The sequence below is a fragment of the Aminobacter sp. DSM 101952 genome (assembly GCF_001424795.1).
In the GTDB taxonomy this organism is placed as follows: domain Bacteria; phylum Pseudomonadota; class Alphaproteobacteria; order Rhizobiales; family Rhizobiaceae; genus Aminobacter; species Aminobacter aganoensis.
The window spans coordinates 111,369-135,881 of record NZ_LMCL01000005.1 but is presented as its reverse complement, the minus strand read 5'-3'; the positions used below and the strand labels follow the sequence as shown (position 1 = coordinate 135,881).

Sequence of the window (24,513 nt, the reverse complement as noted above, 5' to 3'; positions counted from 1 at the left end):
TGCACCACGGTGATGAAATACCGGGCAGGCCATGCCGAGACGCGGTTTTCGGCGCTTTCGGTGCGTTATTGCCTCCGGGCGCGGGCGATCCTCCAGCGCGATGGCCACAAGGTGAGTGGCGTGGTGCCCGAGGCGACGTTCGGTTTCGCCGCGGTAGCCGGCCTCGGCGCGGTCACGGTTGGCGGCTCGGCGCCTCCCAGGGGCGTCTGCGTCAGGCGCTCCTTCGTGCCGGGCCCACGCTACATGCGCTGYGTCGAATACCGGCCGGCGGCCCAGGCGCGGCATATCCGCAGCTTGCGCGCCAAGCTGTTTGGCGGCTAGGTCTGGATGCGGGGGACTGATTACCGCGCCGCACGCCTTCGGGCGCGCATGGACGCGGGTGCACTTTGGTTCTGCGCATGATCCTGTCCGGGGATCGATCCCATCCCGGGAACCATGCGCCAGGGGAGAAATGATGACGGTATCCCGACAGCGCATCTCGCGGCATGCCGCATTGCTGGCCCTCGCACTGGCGTTGCCGCTCGGCCTGGGCGCCTGCCAGTCCGGCGCCGGCAGCGATGACGTTCTGGGCACCGTGGCTGAAGGAAATACAGCCGGCGCGGAAGCCGCCGCCGCGAAGCCAGGCCCGGCCAAGGCCGGCGAGACGCTCGGCAAGGGCCCGGTCAAGGTCGCCATGCTGCTGCCTCTCTCCGCCGGTGGCGCCGCCGGCGACCGCGGCCGTAAGATGCGCGACGCCGCAGCCCTTGCCATGGCCGATCTCGGCAACGACCTCATCACCCTGAATGTCGAGGACACCGGCGGCAATGACGGTCGCGCCCGCACGCTGGCCACGGGTGCGCTGGCCTCGGGCGCAAAGCTGGTCATCGGTCCCAGCGAGCAGGGCGCGGTGCGGCAGCTGGCTGCGGTCTCGGGCACCAACCGGCCGCTGGTGCTGGCGCTGGCCGACAATTATGCCGGCGCACCCGGCGTCTATTCGGTGAGGCTCAACGAGGCCGACAGTGCCGCCGCAGGCGCGGCCGCCATCGCTGCCAAGGGGCCGCGCAAGTTCGTGCTGTTCATGGCCGAGGGCGAGGCCGGCAAGGCGGTCGAAAAGCGGGTCGCCAACAGCCTGTCGATCTATGGCGCCACCCTTGCCGTGGCGCTGCCCTTCGGCCCGTCGTCGGGCGGCTCGGAAAAGGCGGTCGCCGACATGATGGCGCTGGTCAGCGATCCGCAGGCGGTCGTCATCGCCAGCGGCGGCGCCAATCCGGCGCCGCTGGTTTCGGCGCTCAAGGCCAAGGGCGTGCTCGGCAACAACGTCACGCTGGTTGGCTCCAACCGCTGGCTCGAGCACGGCATCGACGACCCGGTGCTGCAGGGCGCCTACATCGCCACCCTCGACAGCGCCGAGATCGGGCCGATCGCCGAGCGTTTCCGCAAGACCTACAATTACGAGCCCGACGTCAACGTCGCTTATGGCTACGACACCGTGGCCCTTGCCGCCGGCATCGCCAGTGCCATGGGCCCCAAGGGCTTCACCAAGAAGGTGATCGAGAATCCCACCGGCTTCCGCGGCTCCACCGGTGTCTTCCGCTTCCGCGAGGATGGTGCGGGCGAACGCGCCATGCCGTTCTTCCGCATCGACAAGGGCAAGCTCAGGCAGGTCGAGAAGTCGACCTCGGGCTTCTGACGGGCTGTCCCAAAGGCAAAAAAAGCGCGGGAACGCGGCGCCTTTTTCGTTTCGACTGGACGTTGCTCAGGCGTAGCGCGACAGCGCCAGATCCGAGACGTCGATCTCCGGCCGGACGCTGCCGATCATGTCGGCCAGCACGCGGCCCGAGCCGCAGGCCATGGTCCAGCCCAGCGTGCCGTGACCGGTATTGAGGTAGAAATTGTCGAACCTGGTCCGTCCGATGACCGGCGTGCCATCCGGCGTCATCGGCCTGAGCCCGCTCCAGAAGGTGGCGCGGCTCTGGTCGGCGGCGCCGCCGAACAGATCCTCGACAGAGAACTGCAGCGTTGCCTTGCGCGACGGCGACAGGTCGGTGTTGAAGCCGGCAATCTCGGCCATGCCGCCGACGCGGATACGGTCGCCGAGGCGGGTGATGGCGATCTTGTAGGTGTCGTCCATGATCGTCGACACCGGCGCCTTGCTCTCGTCGACGATCGGCACGGTGATCGAATAACCCTTGACCGGATAGACCGGCACCGTGAGGCCGAGCGGCTTGACGAAGGCGGGCGTGAAGCTGCCCAGCGCGCCGACGAAGGTGTCGGCCTCGACCTCGCCTTCCGAGGTGCGCACGGCAACGATGCGGTTGCCTTCCTGGCGCAGGCCTTCGAGCTTCACGCCGTAGCGGAACTCGACGCCCAGTCCTTCCGCCAGCTTGGCCAGTTCGTTGGTGAACTTGAAGCAGTCGCCGGTCTCGTCATTGGGCAGGCGCAGGCCGCCGGCGATCCTGTCGCGCACCGGTGCCAGGCCCGGCTCGGCGCCGACGCAGCCGGCGGGGTCCAGCACCTCGTAAGGCACGCCGTCGCTCTTCAGCACCTCGATGTCCTTGGCCATGCCGTCGAGCTGCTTGGCGTAGCGGAACAGCTGCAGCGTGCCCTGCGTGCGGTGGTCGTACGCGATGCCGGTGTCGTCGCGCAGCGCGATCAGCTGGTCGCGGCTGTATTCGGCGAGCCGCACCATGCGGCTCTTGTTCAGGGCGTAGCGGGCCGAGGTGCAGTTGCGCAGCATCGCCGTCACCCAGCGCCAGGTCTTGATGTCCAGCATCGGCTGGATGATCAGCGGCGCATGCTTCATGAACAGCCACTTCATCGCCTTCTGCGGAATGCCGGGCGCGGCCCAGGGCGAGGCATAGCCGGGCGAAATCTCGCCGGCATTGGCAAAGCTGGTCTCCAGCGCTGGGCCCGGCTGGCGGTCCAGCACGGTCACCTTGTGGCCGGCCTTGGCAAGGTAGTAGGCGGAGGTGACGCCGATGACGCCGGCGCCGAGAATGACTATGCGCATGATTGCCCCTGTGGTTAGCGCGCTGCCGGGCTGAGGTAGCGGCGCTCGTAGCGCCGGCCCAGGCTGGTCAGGATTTCATAGGAAATGGTGCCGGCATCCGCCGCGATCGTTTCGAGAGTCTGGTGCGGGCCGATCAGCTCGACCATGTCGCCGAGTTTCAGCGCACCGGGCTGGAGCGACGTGACGTCGAGGATGATGCTGTCCATCGACACGCGCCCGACGATGGGCAGGCGCACGTCGCCGTAATATGCGGCACCCGTATTGCTGAGATGGCGCGGCAGTCCATCGGCATAACCGGCGGCGATGGTGGCAAGCCGCATCTCGGATGAGGCGACGAAACTCGCGCCATAGCCGATCTCGGCGCCGGCCGGCACGGTGCGGGTCTGCACGACGCCGACCTCGAGTCGGACGACCGGCCGCATCGGGTTTTCGCCTTCGCCCAGCGACGCGCCGCCATAGAGCGCTATGCCCGGGCGGGCGAGTTCGCCGCGATAGTCCTCGCCGAGGAAGATGCCGGCGGAGTTGGCAAAAGACAGTCTTGCGTCGGGGAAGCGGCTCCGGACGGCGCCCATCCGTGCCAGCTGGCGGGCGTTGGCCGCGTGCGCCGGCTCGTCGCCGCAGGCAAGATGGCTCATGACGATGTCAAGATCGATGCCGGCAAGCCTGTCCGGCTCGGCAAGCAGCGTCTCCAGTTCCCGCGGTTCGAGCCCGAGCCGCGACATGCCGGTGTCGGTCTGCAGTGCTGCCGGCAGCGTGGCGTTGCGCGCCCTTGCCGTCGCCGACCAGTTGGCGACCTGTTCAAGCGAATTCAGCACCGGCACGACGCCGAGATCGGCGCAATCGCCTTCGCTGCCGGGCATCAGGCCGTTCAGCACCAGGATGCGCGCTTCGGAAGGGAGGTACGGCTTCAGCCTGATGGCCTCGATGAAATGCGCCACGAAGAAGTCGCGGCAGCCGGCCTCGTAGAGGGCAGGGGCGACATGCGCGACGCCGAGGCCATAGGCGTCCGCCTTGACCACGGCGGCGGCCTTGGCCGGTGCCGTTTGCCGGCAAAGCAATTGGTAGTTGGCGACAAGCGCCTTCAGATCGATGGTCAGGACCCCGCAGGCCGCACGGCTCTCGATGTCGCTTCGCACGCTCATGGTCACGCCCGGGCCCCGTCCCTCGCCAATCCCGTGACCATACCGCAATGATCGTCGAAAATCTTGCCAATATGATGCAGCTTGTGCGAACAACAGGCTATTGGTGCAATTTTCAGCGCCTCATTGGAAGGAAATGCGATGCCGTCGCTGGATGCCATCGACCGCAACATCATCCGCGCCCTGCGTGCCAATGCGCGCATCAGCAACGCCAGGCTGGCCGAGGAGATCGGCCTGTCGCCGTCCGCCTGCCTGAGACGCGTGCAATTGCTGGAGCAGGAAGGGGTGATCCGCGGCTACACCGCGATCATCGGCAATGCCGCCGCCGACGAGGGCATCGCCGTCATCGTCCAGATCACGCTGGAACGACAGACCGAGGATTATTTCAACCGCTTCGAACTGGCGGTGCGGCGCTACCCCGAGATCAAGGAGTGCTACCTGATGACGGGCGATTCCGACTATTTCCTGCGCGTCGAGGTCGCCAGTGCCGGCGATTTCGAGCGCGTGCACAAGGAAATCCTGTCGGCCCTGCCGGGCCTCGCCCGCATCCATTCGAGCTTTTCAATCCGCAACATCCTGCAGTCGAAACGGCCGAAAACGTCTTGAACAGAGCCGGCGCCTGTGCGGCGCCGGCTCTGTTCGATTGTCAGGTTCAGACGGCTGCCTGGGTCAGGAACTTGGTCACCAGATAGGCTTCCAATGCTTCCGAGCCGCCTTCAGAGCCGTAGCCGCTGTCCTTGATGCCGCCGAACGGCGTTTCGGGCAAGGCGAGACCGAGATGGTTGATGGTCAGCATGCCGGTTTCGATCTCGGCGCCAAGGTCCGTCACCGTCTTGTTCGACTTGGTGAAGGCGTAGGCGGCGAGCCCGTAGGGCAGGCGGTTGGCTTCGGCAACGACATCCTCGAACGTCTTGAACGGCATCACCAGAGCCACCGGGCCGAACGGCTCCTCGTTCATGATGCGCATGTCGCTGCGCACGCCCGAAAGCACGGTCGGCTCGAAATACGATCCCTTGTTGCCGATGCGCTTGCCGCCGGTCTCGATCCTGGCGCCGTCGCTCACCGCCTCGTTGATCAGCGTCTCGACTGCCTCGAGGCGGCGTTCGTTGACCAGCGGCCCCATGCGGGTGCCCTCGGCCAGGCCGTCGCCGACCTTCACCGCGCGCACATGCTCGACGAACTTGCCGAGGAAGCGGTCATGTGCGCCTTCCTGGATCAGGAAGCGCGTCGGCGACACGCAGACCTGGCCGGCATTGCGGAACTTCGAGCCTGCCAGGATCGCCGCTGCCGCGTCGATGTCGGCGTCGTCGAACACCATCGCCGGGGCGTGGCCGCCGAGTTCCATCGTCGCCCGCTTCATGTGCGTGCCGGCCAGCGCGGCGAGATGCTTGCCGACCGGCACCGAGCCGGTGAACGACACCTTGCGGATGATGGGATGCGGCACGAGGTAGCCGGAGATCTCCGGCGGATTGCCGTAGACGAGGTTGAGCACGCCGTCGGGCAGGCCGGCATCCCTGAACACGTCGGCCAGGCAGGCCGGTGATGCCGGCGTCTCTTCCGGCGGCTTGACGATGATCGAGCAGCCGGTGGCGAGTGCGGCGCCGATCTTGCGCACCGCCTGCGACACCGGGAAGTTCCAGGGCGTGAACGCCGCCACCGGGCCGACCGGCTCCTTGACCACGAGTTGCTGGATGCCGGGCGCGCGGGCCGGTATGACCCGGCCATAGGTGCGGCGGCCCTCTTCGGCGAACCAGTCGAACAGGTCGGCCGACGACAGGATTTCCATCCTGGCCTCGCCGATCGGCTTGCCCTGCTCCTGCGTCATCAGCGTCGCGATCTGGTCGACGCGCTCGCGCATCAGTTCGGCGGCGCGGCGCAGCACCTTGGCGCGGTCGAACGGCGAAACCTTGCGCCACGCCTTGAAGCCGCGCTCTGCCGCGGCAAGTGCCCGGTCGAGATCGCCCTTGCCGGCCGAGGCGACCTTGCCGATCACCTCGTTGGTCGCGGGGTTGGTGACGTCGATGGTATTGCCGCCTTCTGCGTCGCTCCATTTGCCGTCGATGAACAGTTTAACGTCAGGGTACATTGCGGTGTCCTTGCTGGAACGGTGGCGGGAAGGGGCTTGTGTCGGCACTGGCCTAAACGCCTAATCGGGGAGTTGTACTAGACATAGGGTGGCGCAATTCTTTGTGCCACGAGATCTGCAATCGCCAGCGACGAGGTCAGCCCCGGGCTTTCGATGCCGAACAGGTTGACGAGGTTCTTGACGCCATGGGTCTCGGCGCCCTGGATGACGAAGTCGGCTGCCGGCTCGCCCGGCCCCGACAGTTTCGGGCGAATGCCGCTGTAGGTCGGGCTCAGGCTGCCATCGGCAAGATCCGGCCAGTATCGTCGGATTTCGCCGTAGAAATGCTCGGCGCGGCGCGGGTCGACCGTGTAGTCCTTGTCCTCGATCCACTCGACGTCGGGGCCGAAGCGCATGCCGCCATTGAGGTCGAGCGTCAGGTGCACGCCGAGCCCGCCCGGCTCCGGCACCGGGTAGATCAGCCTGGAGAATGCCGGCTTGCCGGTGACCGAGAAATAGCTGCCGCGCGCCAGCTTGAGCGCCGGCACGAATTGCGGGTCGAGCCCTTCGAGCGAGGCTGCCAGCCTGTTGGCGCCCAACCCGGCGGCATTGACGAAATGCCGCGCCGCGATCTCGAAGCTGGCGCCGCTCGACCCGTCCCGCGTCTGCAGCACGAAGCGCTCCGTCTCGATTCGCCCCGACACGATTTCGGTGTTGAGGCTGAGAAAGGCGCCATGCTCCTCCGCCTCGCCGAGCAGCGCCAGCATCAGCGCATGGCTGTCGACGATGCCGGTCGATGGCGACAGCACTGCCGCCACGCATGTCAGCGATGGCTCCATCGCCATGGCCTCGGCGGCGTTCAGCATCACCAGATCGTCGACGCCATTGGCCTTCGCCTTGGCGATGATCCCGGCCAGCATCTCCTGCTGCCCGGGCAGGGTCGCCGCGATCAGCTTGCCGCAACGCTTGTGCGGAATGTTGCGCGCGGCCGCATAGGCGTAGAGCCGGTCGCGGCCCTCGACGCAGAGCTTCGCCTTCAGGCTGCCTTCGGGATAATAGATGCCGGCGTGGATCACCTCGGAGTTGCGCGAGCTGGTCTCGGTGCCGATGGCGTCCGCCCTCTCCAGGACGATCGTCTCCATGCCGCGCCTGGCAAGCTCGCGCGCCACGGCGAGGCCGATGACGCCGGCGCCGGCGACGATGCAGTCGACGCTGTCCATCTCAGGCAGCGCCTCCGGCCGGCTTCAGCGCGCTCAGTTGCTCGATGATGACCGAGCTTGCGCCGCGGATGTCGTCGACGATGGCGCGTTCGGCCTTGTCGGCGTCACGGGCCTCGATGGCGGCAAGGATGATGTGGTGCTGGTCGATCATCGCCCGCCCGCCATGCTGGTAGGATGCCGCGATGATGGGACCCATCTGCAGCCACAGCCGGCCCAGAATGCCGCGCAGCACCGTCATGTTGGCGATCTGGGCCAGGGCGAAATGGAAGGTCTGGTTGAGCTCCAGCGCGCCGGCCCAGTCTTCGTCGGCGATTGCCCGTTCGTTGCGGTCGATCAGATCGCGCAGCCGCGCCATGTCCTTGGCCTCGGCTTTCAGCGCGGCCTCGCGGGCGGCCAACCCTTCGAGCTTCATCCGGATCTGGCGTATCTCGAGATAGCGCTCCAGCGTCATCACCGGCACCCGCACCTCGCGCGCCGATTTCTGCACCAGCGCCTCGTCCTGGATCAGCCGCAAAATGGCATCGCGCACCGGCGTCACGCTGGTGCCGAGCGACTGCGCGAGATCGCGGATGGTCAGCCGCGCGTCCGGCGCGAAACGGCCCTTGATCAGCGCATCCGACAGCTGGCCGTAGACGATCTCGCCGAGATTGTCGTGTTCCACCGCCTGCAAGCGGAAACTCTCGTTCATTGCTCCTCGATCCTGCCGATGCCGCGTGGCCTGCCTGCGGGCATGCTCTGGCCCTTGACAGTCCGCTGCTTGAAAAACATGATGCATCAAACAGCAAAACGTGGATTTTGCAAGTGCGGTCGCGGCACCAGGCCGGATCGCCCTTGCATGCGGACAGCCGCTCGTGCGGCTCAGGATCGGAACGGAGGAAGCCCCGATGGACACCCAGCCCAATTCGCCCGAGGCGCGCGACAAGAAATACCACATGCACGCCTACACCAACGCCCGTCGCCACCAGGAGGTCGGGCCGCTGATCATCGAAAAGGGTGACGGCATCTATGTCGAGGACATCTCGGGCAAGCGCTACATCGAAGCGATGTCGGGCCTGTGGAGCGTCGGCGTCGGCTTCTCCGAGAAGCGCCTCGTCGATGCGGCGACCCGGCAGATGGCCAAGCTGCCCTTCTACCACAACTTCACCCACAAGGGGCATTCGCCGGTAATCGACCTTGCCGAGAAGCTGGTCACCATGGCGCCGGTGCCGATGAGCAAGGCGTTCTTCACCAATTCCGGATCAGAGGCCAACGACACGGCCATTAAGATGATCTGGTATCGCTCCAACGCGCTCGGCCAGCCACAGAAGAAGAAGATCATCTCGCGCAAGCGCGGCTATCACGGCGTCACCATCGCCTCGGCCAGCCTCACCGGCCTGCCCTACAACCACATGTCCTTCGACCTGCCCATCGCCAACGTGCTGCACACCTCGTCGCCGCACCACTGGCGCGAGGCGCAGCCGGGCGAGACCGAGCAGCAGTTCTCGACCCGCCTCGCCGATGACCTGGAAAAGCTGATCCTGGCGGAAGGCCCCGACACCGTTGCCGCCTTCTTCGGCGAGCCGGTCATGGGTGCTGGCGGCGTCGTCGTGCCGCCGGCCGGCTACTGGGAAAAGATCCAGGCCGTGCTCAAGAAGTACGACATCCTGCTCGTCGCCGACGAGGTCATCTGCGGCTTCGGCCGCACCGGCAACATGTTCGGCACCGAGACCTACGCCATGCAGCCCGACATCATGGTGATGTCGAAGCAGATTTCCTCGTCCTACCTGCCGATCTCGGCGATGCTGGTCAATGACAGGGTGTTCGACCCGCTGGCCGACGAAAGCAACCGCATCGGCACCTTCGGTCATGGCTTCACCGCCGGCGGCCACCCGGTGGCGGCGGCCGTCGCGCTTGAAAACATCGCCATCATCGAGGAGCGCAACCTCGTCGCCAACGCCCGCGAGGTCGGCGCCCACATGCAGAAGCGCCTCGCCGGCCTCGCCGCGCACGACCTCGTCGGCGAAGTCCGCGGCGTGGCCCTCATCGGCGCCATGGAACTGGTAACCGACAAGGCGACCAAGGCGCCATGGGGCAACGTCGGCGCGCTCGGCGGCCTGGTCAACGGCATCCTGCAGCAGAACGGCGTCATCTCCCGCAACATGGGCGACTCCCTCGCCTTCTGCCCGCCGCTGATCATCAACGACAAGCAGGTCGACGACATCTTCGACGCCGTCGAAAAGTCGCTCGACGAAGCCGCCAGGCAGGTCAAGGCCTGATCGACTGCACGTCGCCAACAGCAAAAAGCCCGCCATCTGGCGGGCTTTTTCGTTGAGGTTGCGTGCTCATCCGTCAGTTGCGCGACCGGAAATCGGCACGCCATCTCCGTAGCCCTCGTGGTTCGACAGGCTCACCATGAGGGCTACTGAAACGCTTCGCCGCTCCGAGCGGAAGATTTGGGGGAGGCACCCACGCCTTCTCCCACAAGGAGAACGCCATGCGCGCCGCTCACACGTGCTGGCCGCCGTTGATGTGGATCTCGCCGCCGGTGACATAGGACGCCTGGCCCGAGCACAGGAAATAGATGATGTCGGCCACCTCGGACGTGGCGCCCAGGCGCCGCATCGGGATCGTCTCGACGATCTTCTCGGTGCCCGGCGACAGGATGGCGGTGTCGATCTCGCCGGGGGCGATGGCGTTGACGCGGATACCGTGCGGGCCGAAGTCGGCGGCCATCTCGCGCGTCAGCGCACCAAGCGCCGCCTTCGAGGTCGCATAGGCCGCGCCGGCAAAGGGGTGGACGCGCGTGCCGGCGATCGAGGTGACGTTGACCACCGAGCCCTTCGCCGCCGCCAGTTCCTTGAACAGGCCGCGCGCCAGCATGATCGGAGCCAGGAAATTGACCTGGAACACGTCGCGCCAGACATGCATCGGCGTGTCGAGCGAGTTCATGCGCGCGCCGCCCTTGAGCTTGGGCGAAATGCCGGCGTTGTTGACCAGCGCGTGCAGCATGCCGCCTTCTTTTTCCAGCCGCTGGCGGATTTCCGAAACGGCGCTGCCGACGTCGCCCTGGTCGGCAAGGTCGACCTTGATGTGGTCTTCAGGTCCGGCCGGCCAGGGGCAATCGTCGGAAAATGCCTGGCGCGAGCAGGTGATGACGCGCCAGCCTTCGCGCGAAAAGCGCTTCACCGTCGCATGGCCGATGCCACGGCTGGCTCCGGTCAGCACGATCGTCTTTCGCCCTTCGGTCTTCTCGGCCATCGCATCCTCGTTTCAAACGTCTGACGTATGTAGCGGATGCACCTGGCCTTTGCGAGGGGGCACGGCCGATGGCGGCGTTCAGCCGCGCTCGGTCGCCGCTTCGCGGATCGTCTTGAGCAGGATCGAAAACGCCGCCGAAGGCTGCGTGTCGGTGCGCATCGTCAACCCCACGGGCCCGCGCGTCTCCGCCGTGTCCACCGGCAGCATTTTCAGCGTGCCGGCCTTGATCTCGTCGCTGACCACGCCATGCGAGATGATCCACACCGCATCGCTCTGGCGCACGAAGGCGCGGCCGAACGAATCCGATACGGTCTCGATCTCGGTCGGGATCGAGGCGACGCCGTTGGTGATGAAGAAGCGCTCGACGAAGGGCCGGATGATCGAGCCGCGCGTCGGCATCAGCAGCGGGAACTCGCCCAGCCGTTCGAACACGTCGGCGTCGCCCTTGAGCAGTGGATGGCCGGCGCGGACCACGAAGACCACCTGTTCCGAATAGAGGTGCTCGAAGAAGAAGCCGGTCATCTTCTCGGGTGCCGCCAGTCGGCCGACGACGAGGTCGAGCTCGCCGAGCCTGAGCTGCTCCAGGAGCACTGCGTTCTCGCCGGTCACGATCTTGATCGTGGCGCCCGTGTCTTCGCCGAGGAACAGGCTCATGGCGCGCGGCATGATGTGCGCCGAAACCGTCGGCAGCGCGCCGATGCGGATAGGCGGTGCGCCCTCGGCCCGCGCATTGGCGACCGAATCGATGCCCTGGCGCAGCGCGGTGATCGCCATGCCTGCGTGCTGCATGAACACTTCGCCCGAGCGCGTGATCTTGATGCCGCGTCCGTCGCGCTCGAACACGCTGACGCCCAGCGCCTCCTCCAGCTCGCGGATCGTCTTGGTCACCGCCGGCTGGCTGACATTGAGCAGCCCGGCTGCCTTGACCACGCTTTTCTGGCGCGCGACTTCTAGGAAAGTCTGGAGGTGGCGGAACCTGACACGGCTTTCGATCATGGGATTTTCATAACCCAGCAGTTAAGAGAAGGCCACAAAATATCATTTTACCAAACCAAACATCTCATCCACTGTCATCCCGAGGAGAAATCGAGTGCAATTCACAGACATCGGCGGCATCACGCTGCACCACCAGCTCATCGGCGGTCCCGCAGGCAAGCCGGTCCTGGTATTTGCCAATTCGCTGGGCACCGATTTCCGCATCTGGCGCGACGTCATCGTCCGGCTTGCCGGTGACTTCCCCATCGTCACCTACGACAAGCGCGGCCACGGCCTTTCCGACACGGGGACGGCTCCCTATTCGATGGACGACCATGTCGGCGATCTTGCCGGCCTGCTCGACCACCTGAATGTCAGGAACGCCATCGTCTGCGGCCTGTCGGTCGGCGGGCTGATCGCCCAGGGTCTCTATGCCAGGCGTCCCGACCTGGTCCGCGCGCTGGTCCTCTGCGACACCGCCCACAAGATCGGCACCAACGACAGCTGGAACACGCGCATCGCCGCCGTCGAGAAAAACGGCATCGCCTCGATCGCCGATGGCGTCATGAAGCTTTGGTTCACGCCCGAATTTCACGAACAGCGCCAGCCCGACCTCGTCGGCTATCGCAACATGCTGTCGCGCCAGCCGCTCGCCGGCTACACCGGCACCTGTGCCGCCCTGCGCGACGCCGACTACACCGAGGCCGCCAGGGCGATCGCCGTGCCCACGCTCTGCGTCGTCGGCGACCATGACGGCTCGACCCCGCCGGCACTGGTGCGCTCGATGGCCGATCTCATTCCCGGCTCGCGCTTCAAGATCATCGACGGCGCCGGCCATATCCCTTGCGTTGAAAAGCCGGACGAGCTCGTCGCCCTCATCAGGCGCTTCGTCGCCCGCCTTCCACTGGAGTGATTTGACAATGAACGCATCGGCGCCAGCCTCGACCAGGTATCGCCAGGGTCTCGCCGTTCGCCGCTCGGTGCTCGGTGATGCCCATGTCGACCGCGCCGAAACGGCCTCGACCGATTTCGACCGGCCGTTCCAGGAACTGATCACCGAGGCCGCCTGGGGCACGGTGTGGGCGCGCCCGACCTGGAGCAAGCGCGAGCGCTCGATGGTCACCCTCGCCCTGCTCGCGGCGCTGGGCCATGACGAGGAGGTGGCAATGCACGTCCGCGCCACCGCCAACACCGGCGCGTCGCGCGAGGACATCTGCGAAACCTTCCTGCATGTCGCGATCTATGCCGGTGTGCCGGCGGCCAACCGCGCCATCAAGATCGCCAAGCAGGTCTTTGCCGAAATGGACGCGGGCAAATCCGATGAGCATTGATACCAAGCCGAACCGCCAGCCCGAGATCGGCGCCTTCTTCCAGCGCGACCGCTCCTGGCACCCGCCGGCCCTCACGCCCGGCTACAAGACCTCGGTGCTACGGTCGCCGCAAAAGGCGCTTCTGTCGCTCGACAACACCATTTCCGAGATCACCGGTCCGGTCTTCGGCCACGACATGCTGGGCGAACTCGACAACGACCTGATCCACAATTTCGCCAAGCCGGGCGAAAGTGCCATCGGCGAACGCATCATCGTCTACGGCCGCGTGCTCGACGAGCGCGGCAAGGGCGTGCCGGGCGCGCTGCTCGAATTCTGGCAGGCCAATGCCGGCGGGCGCTACCGCCACAAGAAGGAAGGCTACATTGCCGCCCTCGACCCCAATTTCGGCGGTTGCGGCCGCACCATCACCGACGAGGACGGCAGCTATGCCTTCCGCACCATCAAGCCCGGCCCCTATCCGTGGCCGAACGGCGTCAACGACTGGCGCCCTGCCCACATCCACTTCTCGGTCTTCGGCCACGGCTTCGCCCAGCGGCTCATCACCCAGATGTATTTCGAGGGCGACCCGCTGATCTGGCTCTGCCCGATCGTCAGGACCATCCCCGACCGGGCTGCCGTCGAGACGCTGATCGCGGCCCTCGACATGCCGGCGACGATCCCGATGGACGCCCGCGCCTACAAGTTCGACATCGTGCTGCGCGGCCGCCGCTCCTCGGTGTTCGAGAACCGCCTGGAGGGCAACTGATGGTCCAGTCGCTGAACCGGCTCAAGGAAAGCCCCTCGCAGACGGCGGGTCCTTACGTCCATATCGGTCTCACCCCCAATTTCTGCGGCATTCCGGGCGTCTTCGAAAAGGACCTCGGCACCGACATGGTCAACGACAAGACCATGGGCGAACGCATCACCGTGCGCGCCCGCGTGCTCGACGGCACCGGCGCGCCGCTCAGGGATGCCCTCATCGAGGTCTGGCAGGCCGATGCCGCTGGGCTCTACAATTCACCGACCGAAATCCGCGGTGCCGCCGACCCCAATTTCACCGGCTGGGGCCGCAAGGCCACCGACATGGTCTCGGGCGAATGCCTGTTCGAGACCATCAAGCCGGGCCGCGTGCCCTACAAGCCCGGCGTGCTCATGGCTCCGCACATCACCTTCTGGATCGTTGCGCGCGGCATCAATCTCGGCCTGCAGACCCGGATGTATTTTGCCGACGAAGAACAGGCCAATGCCGATGACCCGGTGCTGGCCCGCATCGAGCACCGTTCGCGCGTGCCGACGCTGATCGCGGCGCGCCTGGACGATGTCTACGTCTTCGATATCCACCTCCAGGGCGACAAGGAAACGGTGTTCTTCGACATCTGAGCCACGTTCCGAGCCCACGACCTTTCAGCACATGCCCCTCTGAGCAGATGACAGTATCGCCCTTCGATCATCCCTTCCTCTCCGGCCTGCTGGCCGATGCCGAGACCGCGCGCCAGTTTTCCGCCGAGGCGGAGATCGCCGCGATGCTTGCCTTCGAGCGCGCTCTGGCCGAGGCCGAGGCCGGCGAGGGCGTCATCGGCAGCGTGGCTGCCGCTGCGATCGTCGCGGCAGCCGCCTCCTTCGAGCCCGATATGGCGGCGCTCAACGCCGCCGTCGCCCGCGATGGTGTCGTCGTTCCCGAACTCGTGCGCCAGCTGCGGGCCCGTGTTGGCGCACCGCATGGCGACAAGGTCCATTTCGGCGCCACCAGCCAAGACGTCATCGACAGCGCACTCGTGCTCCGTCTCAAGCCGGTCGTCGAGCGCCTCGACGCCCTGCTCGCCGAAACGGTGGCCAGGCTAGCCGCGGTGGAGAGGAAATTCGGCGACCGTCCGCTGATCGGCCGTACCCGCATGCAGGCGGCGATCGGAATCACCGTCGCCGACCGCGTCTCGTCCTGGCGCGCGCCGCTGGAGCGTCATCGCGTGCGGCTGGCCGCGACCCGCGCCGACCTTCTCGTCGTCCAGTTCGGCGGTGCCGCCGGCACGCTGGAAAAGCTGGGTGGCAAGGCTGCCGTGGTGCGCAGGGCGCTGGCGCAGAAACTTGGCCTTGGCGACGCCCCGCAATGGCACAGCCAGCGCGACCGTCTGGCCGAGTTCGCCGGCCTGCTGTCGCTGATCTCGGGCAGCCTCGGCAAGTTCGGCCAGGACGTTGCCCTGATGGCGCAGGACGGCTCCGAGATCGCGCTCGGCGGCGGCGGCCGCTCCTCGGCGATGCCGCACAAGCAGAACCCGGTCGCTGCCGAGGTGCTCGTCACGCTCGCGCGTTTCAATGCGACGCAGCTCTCCGGAATGCACCACGCCCTGGTCCACGAACAGGAGCGTTCAGGCGCCGCCTGGACGCTGGAATGGCTGCTCCTGCCGCAGATGGCGGTGGCGGCGGCCGCGTCGCTCGGGCACGCGGCCGCACTTGCCGGCCAGATCGAAAGCATGGGCGCGCGGCCGGGCAACTAGCCGGCGGCAGCCCGTCAGCCAAACGCCTGGAACGTCGGTGGGCCGGGGCCCGCAGGTCGACGGCGGGGCGTGCGGGAAAAGAGGAAAACAGATGCGTACTCAGGTGGTCATCGTCGGCTCCGGCCCTTCCGGGCTCCTGCTCGGGCAGTTGCTCGCCAACAGCGGCATCGACAACGTCATTCTCGAGCGCGTCGATCGCGACTATGTGCTCGGCCGCGTCCGTGCCGGCGTTCTGGAACAGGGCATGGTCGACCTGCTCGACGAAGCCGGCGCCGGCGCCCGCATGCATGCCGAGGGCCTGCCGCATGAGGGCATCTCGCTTGCCTTCGACAACCGGCTGCATCGCATCGACCTTGCCCAACTCACCGGCGGCAAGCGCGTCACCGTCTACGGCCAGACCGAGGTCACGCACGACCTGATGGACAAGCGCGAGGCTGCGGGCCTGGCCACGATCTACGACGCCAAGAACGTCACGCCGCACGGTTTCGACACCGACACGCCCTTCGTCACCTACGACAAGGACGGCGCCACCCACCGCATCGACTGCGATTTCATCGCCGGTTGCGACGGCTTCCATGGCGTCTGCCGCAAATCGGCGCCCGAGCGCGCCATCAAGACCTATGAGCGGGCATACCCGTTCGGCTGGCTCGGCATCCTGGCCGAGGTGCCGCCGGCCGACCACGAGCTGATCTACGCCAATCATCCCAGGGGCTTTGCGCTGTGTTCGATGCGCTCGACCCACCGCAGCCGCTACTATGTCCAGTGCCCGCTCGACGATCACGTCGAGGACTGGAGCGACGAGCGCTTCTGGGACGAGTTGCGCCGCCGCCTGCCGCCCGAGGTCGCCGCGCGCGTCGTCACCGGTCCGTCATTTGAAAAGTCGATCGCGCCGCTGCGCTCCTTCGTTGCCGAGCCGATGCGCTTCGGCCGCCTGTTCCTCGTCGGCGACGCCGCCCACATCGTGCCGCCCACCGGCGCCAAGGGTCTCAACCTCGCCGCCAGCGACGTGCGTTATCTCTACTGGGGCCTGCGCGAGTTCTACCAGGACAGGTCGCAGGCTGGCATCGATGCCTATTCGGCCCGCGCCCTGTCGCGCGTCTGGAAGGCGGTGCGGTTCTCCTGGTGGATGACCACCATGCTGCATCGTTTCCCCGACACCGACGATTTCGGCCAGCGCATCCAGGAGGCGGAACTCGACTATCTCGTCCATTCGCAGGCGGCATCGGCCTCGCTCGCCGAAAACTACGTCGGCCTGCCTTATTGATCCCGTGGAATCGCGCCGGTCACATATCTGTCAGGTTATAGATTGAGCGATTCTTTTCATTTTACATTACCGTTTCGAACATGACACTTGGCTACGGACATACCGGGACCGGCGCGCGCGACAGTGCCGGCTCGTCCAGATGGAGGAAAAATTGAAGAAGTCTGTTTTGGCCGCCCTGGCGGTACTTGCGCTTTCCGGCACCGCCTTCGCCGACACCATCAAGGTCGGTGTCGTCGGTCCGTTCTCCGGCCCGTTCGCCATCCAGGGCAAGAATTTCAAGGCCGGCATCGACGCCTGGATCGCGCTCAACGGCGCCAAGGTCGGCGACGACGACATCGAGATCGTCTACCGCGACCTGCCGGCCGCCGATCCGGCCCAGTCCAAGGCGCTGGCCCAGGAACTGGTCGTCAAGGAAGGCGTGCAGTATCTCGCAGGCTTCTACTTCACCCCTGACGCGATGGCGGTCACCCCGCTTCTCGAACAGGCCAACGTGCCGCTGGTCGTCATGAACGCCGCCACCTCGGCCATCGTCACCAAGAGCCCGCTGGTCGTGCGCACCTCCTTCACCACCTGGCAGACCTCGGCGCCGATGGCCAGGGTCGCCAGGGAGCGCGGCGTCAAGAAGGTCATCACCGTGGTTTCCGACTACGGCCCGGGCGTCGATTCCGAAAACGCCTTCAAGACCACCTTCACCGCCGAAGGCGGGGAGATAGTCGATTCCGTCCGCATGCCGCTGTCGACCAACGACTTCAGCCCGATCATGCAACGCGTCAAGGATTCGGGCGCCGATGCGGTGTTCGCCTTCCTGCCGTCGGGCCCGACCACGCTCGGCTTCGTCAAGGCTTACAACGAAAACGGCCTTGCCAAGGCAGGCGTGCAGTTCCTCGCCCCCGGCGACCTGACCCAGGAGTCCGATCTGCCGGCACTCGGCGAGGCGGCATCCGGACTGCTGACCACCTTCCACTACGCCGTGTCGCACGACTCGGCCGAAAACAAGACGTTCGTCGAGGCCGCCCGCAAGGCCATCGGCAACCCGGCCGAACTGTCCTTCCCCTCGGTCGGCGCCTATGACGGCATGCATGTCATCTACAAGATGATCGAGGCCACCGGCGGCGAGCAGGACGCCCAGAAGGCGGTCGACGCCGTCAAGGGCCTCGCCTGGGAAAGCCCGCGCGGCCCGGTGTCGATCGATGCCGAGAGCCGCCACATCACGCAGAACATCTATCTGCGCGAGGTCGCCAAGGCCGAGGACGGCACCTTCTACAACAAGGAAATCGCGACCTTCGAAAAGCAGGGCGACCCCGGCCTTGCAGCCCTGAAGTAACAGCGTTACGCCAACGACAGGGCCCGGATGCCTGATGCGTCCGGGCTGCTGCTGGATCACACGATGCAAACCGTTCTCAGCGTTGGGATCGACGCCCTTGCCTATGGCATGGTGCTGTTCGTCATCTCGATAGGACTTTCGGTGACCATGGGCCTGATGCGCGTGGTCAACCTCGCCCATGGCGCCTTCGCCATGATCGGCGGCTACATCGCCTCCTATGCCACCCAGACGCTCGGTCTCGGCTATGGCGTGGCGATCCTCGCCGCGGTGGTCGGCACCATCATCATCGCCGTCCCGGTCGAGCGCTTCCTCTACCGCCGCATCTACGGCGCGCCCGAACTCACCCAGGTGCTGATGACGATCGGCATCACCTTCTGCGTCATCGGCATCGCCAACTACGTCTTCGGCCCGACGCTGAAGACCATCCCGCTGCCCGAGGCGCTGCGCGGTCCGGTCGATCTCGGCTTCCGCTCGATCGCCGCCCACAAGCTGTTCGCCATCGCCTGCGGCGTCGCCGTTGCCGGCGCGCTCTGGTACCTGATCGAACGGACCTCGTTCGGCGTCAAGCTGCGTGCCTCGGTCGACAATGCCGCCATGGCCGCCTCGCTCGGCGTGCGCACCAGGATCGTCTATGCCGTCAGCTTCGCGGTCGCCGTCGGCCTCGCCGCCTTCGGCGGCATCGTCGGCGCCGAGCTGCTTCCCATCGAGCCCTATTACGCGCTCCGCTACATGGTCACCTTCCTCGTCGTCGTTTCGGTCGGCGGCGCCGGCTCCATCCCCGGCGCGCTGCTTGCCTGCCTGCTGCTCGGCGCCATCGACACCACCGGCCGCTATCTTCTGCCGGAATATGGCGAGTTCTTCTTCTACCTCGCCGTCATCGCCATCGTCTGCGTCTTCCCGCGCGGCCTTCTCGGCAGGAGAAGCTAGATGGCTGCCATCGAGACCACCTCATCTGCGAAGCCTGAGGCAGCTGCGCGCGCGAACTGGCTCATGCGCGACCTGCTCGGCCTCGCCGTCATCCTGGCCGTCGCCGCCATCGGTTATTTCCTGTTCCCCAACAACCTGGCGCTGCTGACCCGCATCCTCGGCGTGGCGCTGCTGGTGCTGTCGATCGATCTGGTCACCGGCTTCTGCGGGGTGGCCACGCTCGGCCATGCAGCACTCTTTGGCGCCGGCGCCTACGCCTCGGGCATCGCCGCCGTGCATTTCGGCATCACCGATCCGCTGCTGATGGTCGTCGTCGGCGCCGTCGGCGGTGCCGTAGCCGGCGTCGTCTCCGGCGCCGTCATCCTGCGCGGCCATGGGCTGGCGCAACTGGTTCTGTCCATCGCCGTCGTCCATCTGTTCCACGAGGCGGCCAACAAGGCCTCCGCCTATACCGGCGGCAGCGACGGCCTGTCCGGCATTGCGCCCGATCCGGTGTTCGGCCTCTTCGCCTTCGACCTCTGGGGCCGCACGGCCTATGGTTTTGCCGTCGCGCTGGTCGTCATCGCCTTCGTCGTGCTGCGGCTGATCACCCGTTCGCCCTTCGGCATGCTCTGCCGCGGCATCAAGGAGGATCCGATCCGCATCCGCGCCATGGGCGCTTCGGTGCAGGGCACGCTGCTCAAGATGTATGTCATCTCAGGCGCCGTGGCGGGAGTCGGCGGCGCGCTCAACGCCATCTCGACCCAGGTCGTCGGCCTCGATTCGCTCAGCTTCACGCTCTCGGCCGAAGCGCTGGTGATGCTCGTCCTCGGCGGCACCGGCTCGCTCTATGGCGCGCTGATCGGCACCGTCAGTTTCATGTGGTTCGAGGATTTCGTCTCGGCCGCCAATCCGTTCCACTGGCTCACCATCGTCGGCGCGCTTCTGATCGCCGTGGTGCTGTTTGCGCCGCGTGGCCTCTATGGCACGGCGCTCGCGCTTGTCGATCGTTTCCGGAGGACGGGCAAATGACTGCGGTCTTCCAGGTCCAGAACCTCAACAAGGCGTTCGGCGGTCTTGCCGTCACGCAGGACGTGTCGATCACCATGAATCCGGGCGACCGCGTCGCCCTGATCGGCCCCAACGGCGCCGGCAAGACCACCTTCGTCAATCTCGTCACCGGCCATCTCGAACCCGATTCCGGCAAGGTCCTGCTCGGCGGCAACGATGTCACCTCGCTTAGCCCGACCTTGCGTGTCCGCCAGGGCCTCGTCCGTTCGTTCCAGGTCACGCGCCTGTTTCCCGACATGACCCCGGAGGAGCATCTGGCGCTCGCCGTCATGCAGCGCACCGGTCGCACCGGCGCGATCTTCGGCCACTACCAGGCCAAGCCCGACGTCATGGCCGAGGTCGCCGAATTGCTGCGCACACTCGGCCTCGACCACATCGCCACCCGCAAGGTCGCCGAGATCGCCTATGGCCAGCAGCGCCTTCTGGAGATCGCATTGGCATTGGCGCTCAGGCCCAAGGTGCTGCTGCTCGACGAACCGGCTGCCGGCGTGCCGCAGAGCGACACCCCGCGCATCGAGGCCGCCCTTGCCGGCCTGCCCGCCGACCTTGCCGTGCTGATGATCGAGCACGACATGGATCTCGTTTTCCGCTTCGCCAGGCGCGTCATCGTGCTCGCCGCCGGTGCCATCATCTTCGACGGCTCGCCAGCGGACGTCACCAGGGACGCCCGTGTCCGCGAAGCCTATCTCGGAAGCTACGCCAATGACCGCAGCGCCGCTTGAAGTCGCCGACCTGAGCGCCGGTTACGGCCCGACGCGGGTCCTGGAGGGCGTCAGCTTCTCCGTGCCGGCCGGCGCGCGGCTGGCCGTGCTCGGCCGCAACGGCATGGGCAAGACGACGCTGCTTGCCACGATCGCCGGCCAGACCAGGCGCTATGGCGGCTCGATCCGCCTCGGCGGCACCGATCTCAGCAGCCAGGAAAGCTCTGCTCGTGCCCGCAGCGGCCTCGGCTACGTGCCGCAGGCACGCTGCATCTTCCCCTCCCTGACCGTCGAGGAAAACCTCTTCGTCGGCCTCAAGGGCCGCGACCGGTCGGCGATCGAGGAAGCCTACCAGATGTTCCCGCGGCTCAAGGAGCGCCGCCGGAACCTCGGCTCCCAGCTTTCCGGCGGCGAGCAGCAGATGCTGTCCACCGCCCGCACCATCCTCGGCAAGCCGACAGTGCTCTTGCTCGACGAGCCGCTGGAGGGGCTGGCCCCGGTCATCTGCGAGGAGCTGATGACCGCGTTCTCGAATCTGGCTTCCGGCGGCGAGATGACCGTTGTCCTGGTCGAGCAGCGCATCCAGAGCGCGCTTGATTTCGCCGACCACGCCATCATCCTCGAGCGTGGCCGGGTTGCCTGGTCCGGCACGCCGGCGGAGCTGTCCGCCCGGCCCGAGGTGGTGGAAAAGCTGCTCGGCGTCGGCGGCCTGCACTGAGCTGCCGAAAGGCTCCGGCTACCCGGCTGCGGCCTCCGCCGCCTCGGTCGTCGGTGTTGCCTCGCTTGGCTCCTTGATCCTGAACCAGGCGACATAGAGTGCGGGCAGGAACAGCAGCGTGATCGCCGTGCCGGCCAGGATGCCGCCCATCATCGCATAGGCCATCGGCGCCCAGAACACCTCGCGCGCGATCGGGATCAGCGCCAGCGATGCCGCCGCGGCCGTCAGCGCGATGGGGCGCATGCGGTGTTCCGATGCCTCGATCACCGCGTGCCATTTGTCGGTGCCGGTGGCGATCAGCTCCTCGATCTGCACGATCAGGATCACCGAGTTGCGGATCAGGATGCCGACCAGCGCCAGCACGCCGAGAAGCGCCACGAAGCCGAGCGGCTGTCCGGTCGGCACCAGTGCCGCCACCACGCCGATCAGCCCCAGCGGCGCCACCGCCACCACCAGGAACAGCCGCTGGAAGCTCTGCAGCTGGATCATCAGCACCGTCGCCATGATGAACAGCATGATCGGCACGACCGCGACGATCGGACCCTGGCTGTTGGCGCTTTCCTCGACCGAGCCGCCGGTCGCCACCGCATAACCCGCCGGCAGCTTGGCGGCGAAGGCCTCGACTGCCGGCTTCAGCTCGGCAACCACGGTGTCGGGCAAGGTGTTGCCGACCATGCCGGCCTTGACGGTGATCGTCGGCATCCGGCTGCGCCGCCAGATCGTCGGCTGTTCCAGCTCGTAGCGGAAGTCGGCGACCGTCGCGAGCGGGATCGCCTCGCCGTTGCCGGTCGGGATCTGCAGGTTGCGCAGCGTCTCGATCGAGCCGCGCTCGACGTCCTGGGCCCGCACCACCACATTGATCAGGTAGGTCGCGTCGCGCACCTGGGTGATCGCCACCCCGCCGACCACGCTGTTCATGGCGCTGGCGATATCCTCGGAGGTGATGCCGAGCTGGCGTGCCTTGTCCTGCAGCACCTCGACCTTCAGCACCCGCGACGGTTCGTTCCAGTCGAAGCTCGGCGCCTGCAGCTTGGCATTGGCGGAGATGACGCCCGCCAGTTGCTGCGACAGCGTCCGTACCGCCTGCACGTCGGGACCGCTGACGCGATACTGCACCGGCCGGCCCACGGGCGGGCCGAGCTCCAGCGTCTTGACGAAGGCGTCGGTGCCCACGAACTGCTCACGCAGGATCTTCTCGATCGCCGGCTGCACCCTCTGCCGCGCCTCGAGATCCTTGGTCACGATGACCGTCTGGCCGAAATACGGGTTGGCCGGCTGCACGTCATAGGCCAGCACGAAGCGTACCGCGCCCTGGCCGATGTAGGAGCTGAAGTGGTCGATGTCGGCGTTGCCCTTGAGGGCGACGTTCTCGAACTGCTCGATCTCGGCGCGCGTCTCGGCGATCGAGCTGTTCTGCGGCAGGTTCCAGTCGACGATCAGTTCGGGCCGGTCCGACGGCGGGAAGAATTGCTGCTGCACGAAGGTCAGCCCGACCACCGACAGCGCGAACAGGACCACGGTCGCGATGATGGTCAGCCAGTGACGGCGCACCGCCCAATTGAGGATGCGGGAAAAGCCCGCGGCAACGCGCCCCGGGCGGTCGTCGTGCTTTTTCATCGTTGCCGGCAAAAGCGTGACGCCGAGCAACGGCGCAAACAGCACCGCCACGATCCACGACAGCAGCAGCGACACCGCGATGACCACGAACAGCGTGTAGGTGTATTCGCCGGCCTGGCTGCTGTTCAGTCCGATCGGCACGAAACCGGCGACGGTCACCAGCGTGCCGGTCAGCATCGGAAACGCCGTCGAGGTGTAGACATAGGTCGCCGCTTTCCGCAGCGAGTCGCCCACCTCCAGCCGTGCCACCATCATCTCGACCGCAATCATCGCGTCGTCCACCAGCAGGCCGAGCGCGATGATCAGCGCGCCGAGCGAGATCCGTTGCAGCGAGATGCCCATATAGGCCATGACCAGGAAGGTGATCGCCAGCACCAGCGGGATCGACAGCGCCACCACGAAGCCGGCGCGTATGCCCAGGCTGATGAACGACACGGCGAGCACGATGGCCACCGCCTCGAACAGCGCCCGCGTGAAACCGGAGACGGCATGCTCGACGATGGCCGGCTGGTCGGCGACCTGGTGCACGCCGACGCCGATCGGCAGTTCGCCGGTCACCTCGTGCATCAGCTCCTTCAGCGCCTCGCCGAATTCCAGCAGGTTGGCGTTGGGCTTCATGCCGATGGCCAGCCCGATCGCCGGCGCGCCATTGACCCGGAACAGCGAGGTCGGCGGGTCGACATAGCCACGGCTGATGGTGGCGACGTCGCTCAGCCGGAAGAAGCGGTCGTTGACCCTGAGGTTGATCGCCTTCAGGCTCTCCTCCGAGGTGAACTGGCCGCCGACGCGCACCGCGATGCGCTCCGACCCGGCCTGGATCACCCCCGACGGCGCAATCGCGTTCTGCGCCTGCAGGCTGGCGACGATGGCTTGCTGGTTGAGGCCGAGCGCCGCGATCTGGCGGGTCGAGAATTCGAGGTAGATGACCTCGTCCTGCGCCCCGATCAGCTCCACCTTGCCGGCGTTCGGAATGGTCAGGATGCGGGTGCGCACTGTCTCGACATGGTCGCGCAGCTGGCGCATCGACAGCCCGTCGGCGGTAAAGGCATAGACATTGCCGAACACGTCGCCGAAGCGGTCGTTGAAGAACGGCCCCTGCACCCCTTGCGGGAAATTCGGCCTCAGGTCGTTGACCATGTTGCGGACCTGCACCCAGGTCGGCGCCACGTCGCGCGCCTTGGTCGTCGACTTGAGGTTGACGAAGATGATCGTCTGGCCGGCGGTGGTCACGCTGCGGCTGAAGTCCAGGCTTTCCAGCTCCTCGAGCTTCTTTTCGATACGGTCGGTCACCTGCCGCGTCGTCTCGTCGACCGAGGCACCCGGCCAGTTGGCCTGGATCAGCATGGTCTTGATGGTGAAGCTCGGATCTTCCTCGCGGCCGAGGTTGAGATAGGCGAACACGCCGGCGATCGTGAAGATCAGCATGAAGTACCAGACCATCGAGCGGTGGCTCAGTGCCCAGTCGGAAAGATTGAAGCCCTTCAC

The 24,513-nt window shown here is 66.4% G+C and carries 22 protein-coding genes and 1 pseudogene; 15 read left to right on the top strand and 8 right to left on the bottom strand.

Annotated features, from left to right (window positions below; all coding sequences use genetic code 11):
* A pseudogene (locus ASC75_RS26395) lies at positions 1–321 on the top strand (lytic transglycosylase domain-containing protein); the annotation flags it as partial.
* Positions 322–454: 133 nt separating this feature from the next.
* Entirely contained in the window at positions 455–1,669 is a 1,215-nt protein-coding gene (locus tag ASC75_RS07265; RefSeq protein WP_055972379.1) for a penicillin-binding protein activator, read from the top strand.
* A 66-nt stretch (positions 1,670–1,735) separates the two neighbouring features.
* Here ASC75_RS07265 and ASC75_RS07260 read toward each other — a convergent pair whose 3' ends face one another.
* Together ASC75_RS07260 and alr are read right to left on the bottom strand one after the other, a co-directional pair.
* On the bottom strand, positions 1,736–2,989 hold the full coding sequence (locus ASC75_RS07260; protein ID WP_055972343.1) for a D-amino acid dehydrogenase: 1,254 nt from the start codon (positions 2,987–2,989) through the stop codon (positions 1,736–1,738).
* Positions 2,990–3,003: 14 nt separating this feature from the next.
* Complete coding sequence (gene alr / locus ASC75_RS07255) at positions 3,004–4,131, bottom strand: alanine racemase (protein ID WP_055972340.1); 1,128 nt, start codon at positions 4,129–4,131, stop codon at positions 3,004–3,006.
* A 138-nt stretch (positions 4,132–4,269) separates the two neighbouring features.
* Here alr and ASC75_RS07250 point away from each other — a divergent pair, with 138 nt between their 5' ends.
* Entirely contained in the window at positions 4,270–4,734 is a 465-nt protein-coding gene (locus tag ASC75_RS07250; protein ID WP_055972338.1) for an Lrp/AsnC family transcriptional regulator, read from the top strand.
* Between the two features lie 46 nt (positions 4,735–4,780).
* Here ASC75_RS07250 and ASC75_RS07245 read toward each other — a convergent pair whose 3' ends face one another.
* The 3 genes from ASC75_RS07245 to ASC75_RS07235 all read right to left on the bottom strand — a co-directional run bounded on the left by ASC75_RS07245 (position 4,781) and on the right by ASC75_RS07235 (position 8,101).
* A complete protein-coding gene (locus ASC75_RS07245) occupies positions 4,781–6,214 on the bottom strand; it encodes an NAD-dependent succinate-semialdehyde dehydrogenase (protein ID WP_055972335.1) in 1,434 nt (477 codons plus the stop codon).
* Positions 6,215–6,291: 77 nt separating this feature from the next.
* Positions 6,292–7,413 carry an NAD(P)/FAD-dependent oxidoreductase gene (locus ASC75_RS07240; protein WP_055972331.1) on the bottom strand — a complete coding sequence of 374 codons (1,122 nt, stop codon included), beginning with the start codon at positions 7,411–7,413 and terminating at the stop codon, positions 6,292–6,294.
* 1 nt (position 7,414) lies between these two features.
* Positions 7,415–8,101 (bottom strand): GntR family transcriptional regulator, encoded by a 687-nt coding sequence (locus ASC75_RS07235; RefSeq protein WP_055972322.1) that lies wholly within the window; start codon positions 8,099–8,101, stop codon positions 7,415–7,417.
* Between the two features lie 196 nt (positions 8,102–8,297).
* On the opposite strand from ASC75_RS07235, the gene ASC75_RS07230 reads away from it, so the two are divergent.
* Complete coding sequence (locus ASC75_RS07230; protein WP_055972319.1) at positions 8,298–9,668, top strand: aspartate aminotransferase family protein; 1,371 nt, start codon at positions 8,298–8,300, stop codon at positions 9,666–9,668.
* 229 nt (positions 9,669–9,897) lie between these two features.
* On the opposite strand, the gene ASC75_RS07225 is transcribed toward ASC75_RS07230, so the two are convergent.
* Together ASC75_RS07225 and pcaQ are read right to left on the bottom strand one after the other, a co-directional pair.
* Positions 9,898–10,650 carry an SDR family oxidoreductase gene (locus ASC75_RS07225; protein WP_055972317.1) on the bottom strand — a complete coding sequence of 251 codons (753 nt, stop codon included), beginning with the start codon at positions 10,648–10,650 and terminating at the stop codon, positions 9,898–9,900.
* 78 nt (positions 10,651–10,728) lie between these two features.
* Positions 10,729–11,646 (bottom strand): pca operon transcription factor PcaQ, encoded by a 918-nt coding sequence (pcaQ, locus tag ASC75_RS07220; protein ID WP_055972314.1) that lies wholly within the window; start codon positions 11,644–11,646, stop codon positions 10,729–10,731.
* A 94-nt stretch (positions 11,647–11,740) separates the two neighbouring features.
* Here pcaQ and pcaD point away from each other — a divergent pair, with 94 nt between their 5' ends.
* The 11 genes from pcaD to ASC75_RS07165 all read left to right on the top strand — a co-directional run bounded on the left by pcaD (position 11,741) and on the right by ASC75_RS07165 (position 21,411).
* Entirely contained in the window at positions 11,741–12,538 is a 798-nt protein-coding gene (gene pcaD / locus ASC75_RS07215; RefSeq protein ID WP_055972312.1) for a 3-oxoadipate enol-lactonase, read from the top strand.
* A gap of 7 nt (positions 12,539–12,545) precedes the next feature.
* The gene (gene pcaC / locus ASC75_RS07210) at positions 12,546–12,956 is read left to right on the top strand and encodes a 4-carboxymuconolactone decarboxylase (protein WP_055972310.1); all 411 of its coding nucleotides are present in this window, start codon (positions 12,546–12,548) and stop codon (positions 12,954–12,956) included.
* Complete coding sequence (pcaH, locus tag ASC75_RS07205; protein WP_055972307.1) at positions 12,946–13,701, top strand: protocatechuate 3,4-dioxygenase subunit beta; 756 nt, start codon at positions 12,946–12,948, stop codon at positions 13,699–13,701. The genes pcaC and pcaH overlap by 11 nt, the downstream gene beginning before the upstream one ends.
* Entirely contained in the window at positions 13,701–14,315 is a 615-nt protein-coding gene (pcaG, locus tag ASC75_RS07200) for a protocatechuate 3,4-dioxygenase subunit alpha (RefSeq protein WP_055972304.1), read from the top strand. Before pcaH ends, pcaG begins: the two co-directional genes overlap by 1 nt.
* Before the next feature lie 47 nt (positions 14,316–14,362).
* A complete protein-coding gene (locus tag ASC75_RS07195; RefSeq protein ID WP_055972302.1) occupies positions 14,363–15,427 on the top strand; it encodes a 3-carboxy-cis,cis-muconate cycloisomerase in 1,065 nt (354 codons plus the stop codon).
* Between the two features lie 91 nt (positions 15,428–15,518).
* On the top strand, positions 15,519–16,691 hold the full coding sequence (gene pobA, locus ASC75_RS07190) for a 4-hydroxybenzoate 3-monooxygenase (protein WP_055972299.1): 1,173 nt from the start codon (positions 15,519–15,521) through the stop codon (positions 16,689–16,691).
* Between the two features lie 151 nt (positions 16,692–16,842).
* Positions 16,843–18,015 carry an ABC transporter substrate-binding protein gene (locus ASC75_RS07185; RefSeq protein WP_055972377.1) on the top strand — a complete coding sequence of 391 codons (1,173 nt, stop codon included), beginning with the start codon at positions 16,843–16,845 and terminating at the stop codon, positions 18,013–18,015.
* Positions 18,016–18,078: 63 nt separating this feature from the next.
* Positions 18,079–18,942: a branched-chain amino acid ABC transporter permease gene (locus ASC75_RS07180; protein ID WP_055972374.1), complete on the top strand. Its 864-nt coding sequence runs from the start codon at positions 18,079–18,081 to the stop codon at positions 18,940–18,942.
* A complete protein-coding gene (locus ASC75_RS07175) occupies positions 18,943–19,953 on the top strand; it encodes a branched-chain amino acid ABC transporter permease (protein WP_055972296.1) in 1,011 nt (336 codons plus the stop codon).
* Positions 19,950–20,714, top strand: coding sequence for an ABC transporter ATP-binding protein (locus ASC75_RS07170; RefSeq protein ID WP_055972293.1), 765 nt, complete (start codon positions 19,950–19,952; stop codon positions 20,712–20,714). Before ASC75_RS07175 ends, ASC75_RS07170 begins: the two co-directional genes overlap by 4 nt.
* Positions 20,695–21,411: an ABC transporter ATP-binding protein gene (locus ASC75_RS07165; protein WP_055972288.1), complete on the top strand. Its 717-nt coding sequence runs from the start codon at positions 20,695–20,697 to the stop codon at positions 21,409–21,411. The genes ASC75_RS07170 and ASC75_RS07165 overlap by 20 nt, the downstream gene beginning before the upstream one ends.
* A gap of 18 nt (positions 21,412–21,429) precedes the next feature.
* On the opposite strand, the gene ASC75_RS07160 is transcribed toward ASC75_RS07165, so the two are convergent.
* Positions 21,430–24,513: an efflux RND transporter permease subunit gene (locus ASC75_RS07160; protein WP_055972285.1), complete on the bottom strand. Its 3,084-nt coding sequence runs from the start codon at positions 24,511–24,513 to the stop codon at positions 21,430–21,432.

Excerpts from the sequence above, each read along its gene's own strand:
- ASC75_RS07265 (WP_055972379.1), top strand. The coding sequence starts at position 455 with ATGACGGTATCCCGACAGCGCATCTCGCGGCATGCCGCATTGCTGGCC.
- ASC75_RS07260 (WP_055972343.1), bottom strand. The coding sequence starts at position 2,989 with ATGCGCATAGTCATTCTCGGCGCCGGCGTCATCGGCGTCACCTCCGCC.
- alr (WP_055972340.1), bottom strand. The coding sequence starts at position 4,131 with ATGAGCGTGCGAAGCGACATCGAGAGCCGTGCGGCCTGCGGGGTCCTG.
- ASC75_RS07250 (WP_055972338.1), top strand. The coding sequence starts at position 4,270 with ATGCCGTCGCTGGATGCCATCGACCGCAACATCATCCGCGCCCTGCGT.
- ASC75_RS07245 (WP_055972335.1), bottom strand. The coding sequence starts at position 6,214 with ATGTACCCTGACGTTAAACTGTTCATCGACGGCAAATGGAGCGACGCA.
- ASC75_RS07240 (WP_055972331.1), bottom strand. The coding sequence starts at position 7,413 with ATGGACAGCGTCGACTGCATCGTCGCCGGCGCCGGCGTCATCGGCCTC.
- ASC75_RS07235 (WP_055972322.1), bottom strand. The coding sequence starts at position 8,101 with ATGAACGAGAGTTTCCGCTTGCAGGCGGTGGAACACGACAATCTCGGC.
- ASC75_RS07230 (WP_055972319.1), top strand. The coding sequence starts at position 8,298 with ATGGACACCCAGCCCAATTCGCCCGAGGCGCGCGACAAGAAATACCAC.
- ASC75_RS07225 (WP_055972317.1), bottom strand. The coding sequence starts at position 10,650 with ATGGCCGAGAAGACCGAAGGGCGAAAGACGATCGTGCTGACCGGAGCC.
- pcaQ (WP_055972314.1), bottom strand. The coding sequence starts at position 11,646 with ATGATCGAAAGCCGTGTCAGGTTCCGCCACCTCCAGACTTTCCTAGAA.
- pcaC (WP_055972310.1), top strand. The coding sequence starts at position 12,546 with ATGAACGCATCGGCGCCAGCCTCGACCAGGTATCGCCAGGGTCTCGCC.
- pcaH (WP_055972307.1), top strand. The coding sequence starts at position 12,946 with ATGAGCATTGATACCAAGCCGAACCGCCAGCCCGAGATCGGCGCCTTC.
- pcaG (WP_055972304.1), top strand. The coding sequence starts at position 13,701 with ATGGTCCAGTCGCTGAACCGGCTCAAGGAAAGCCCCTCGCAGACGGCG.
- ASC75_RS07195 (WP_055972302.1), top strand. The coding sequence starts at position 14,363 with ATGACAGTATCGCCCTTCGATCATCCCTTCCTCTCCGGCCTGCTGGCC.
- pobA (WP_055972299.1), top strand. The coding sequence starts at position 15,519 with ATGCGTACTCAGGTGGTCATCGTCGGCTCCGGCCCTTCCGGGCTCCTG.
- ASC75_RS07180 (WP_055972374.1), top strand. The coding sequence starts at position 18,079 with ATGCAAACCGTTCTCAGCGTTGGGATCGACGCCCTTGCCTATGGCATG.
- ASC75_RS07175 (WP_055972296.1), top strand. The coding sequence starts at position 18,943 with ATGGCTGCCATCGAGACCACCTCATCTGCGAAGCCTGAGGCAGCTGCG.
- ASC75_RS07170 (WP_055972293.1), top strand. The coding sequence starts at position 19,950 with ATGACTGCGGTCTTCCAGGTCCAGAACCTCAACAAGGCGTTCGGCGGT.
- ASC75_RS07165 (WP_055972288.1), top strand. The coding sequence starts at position 20,695 with ATGACCGCAGCGCCGCTTGAAGTCGCCGACCTGAGCGCCGGTTACGGC.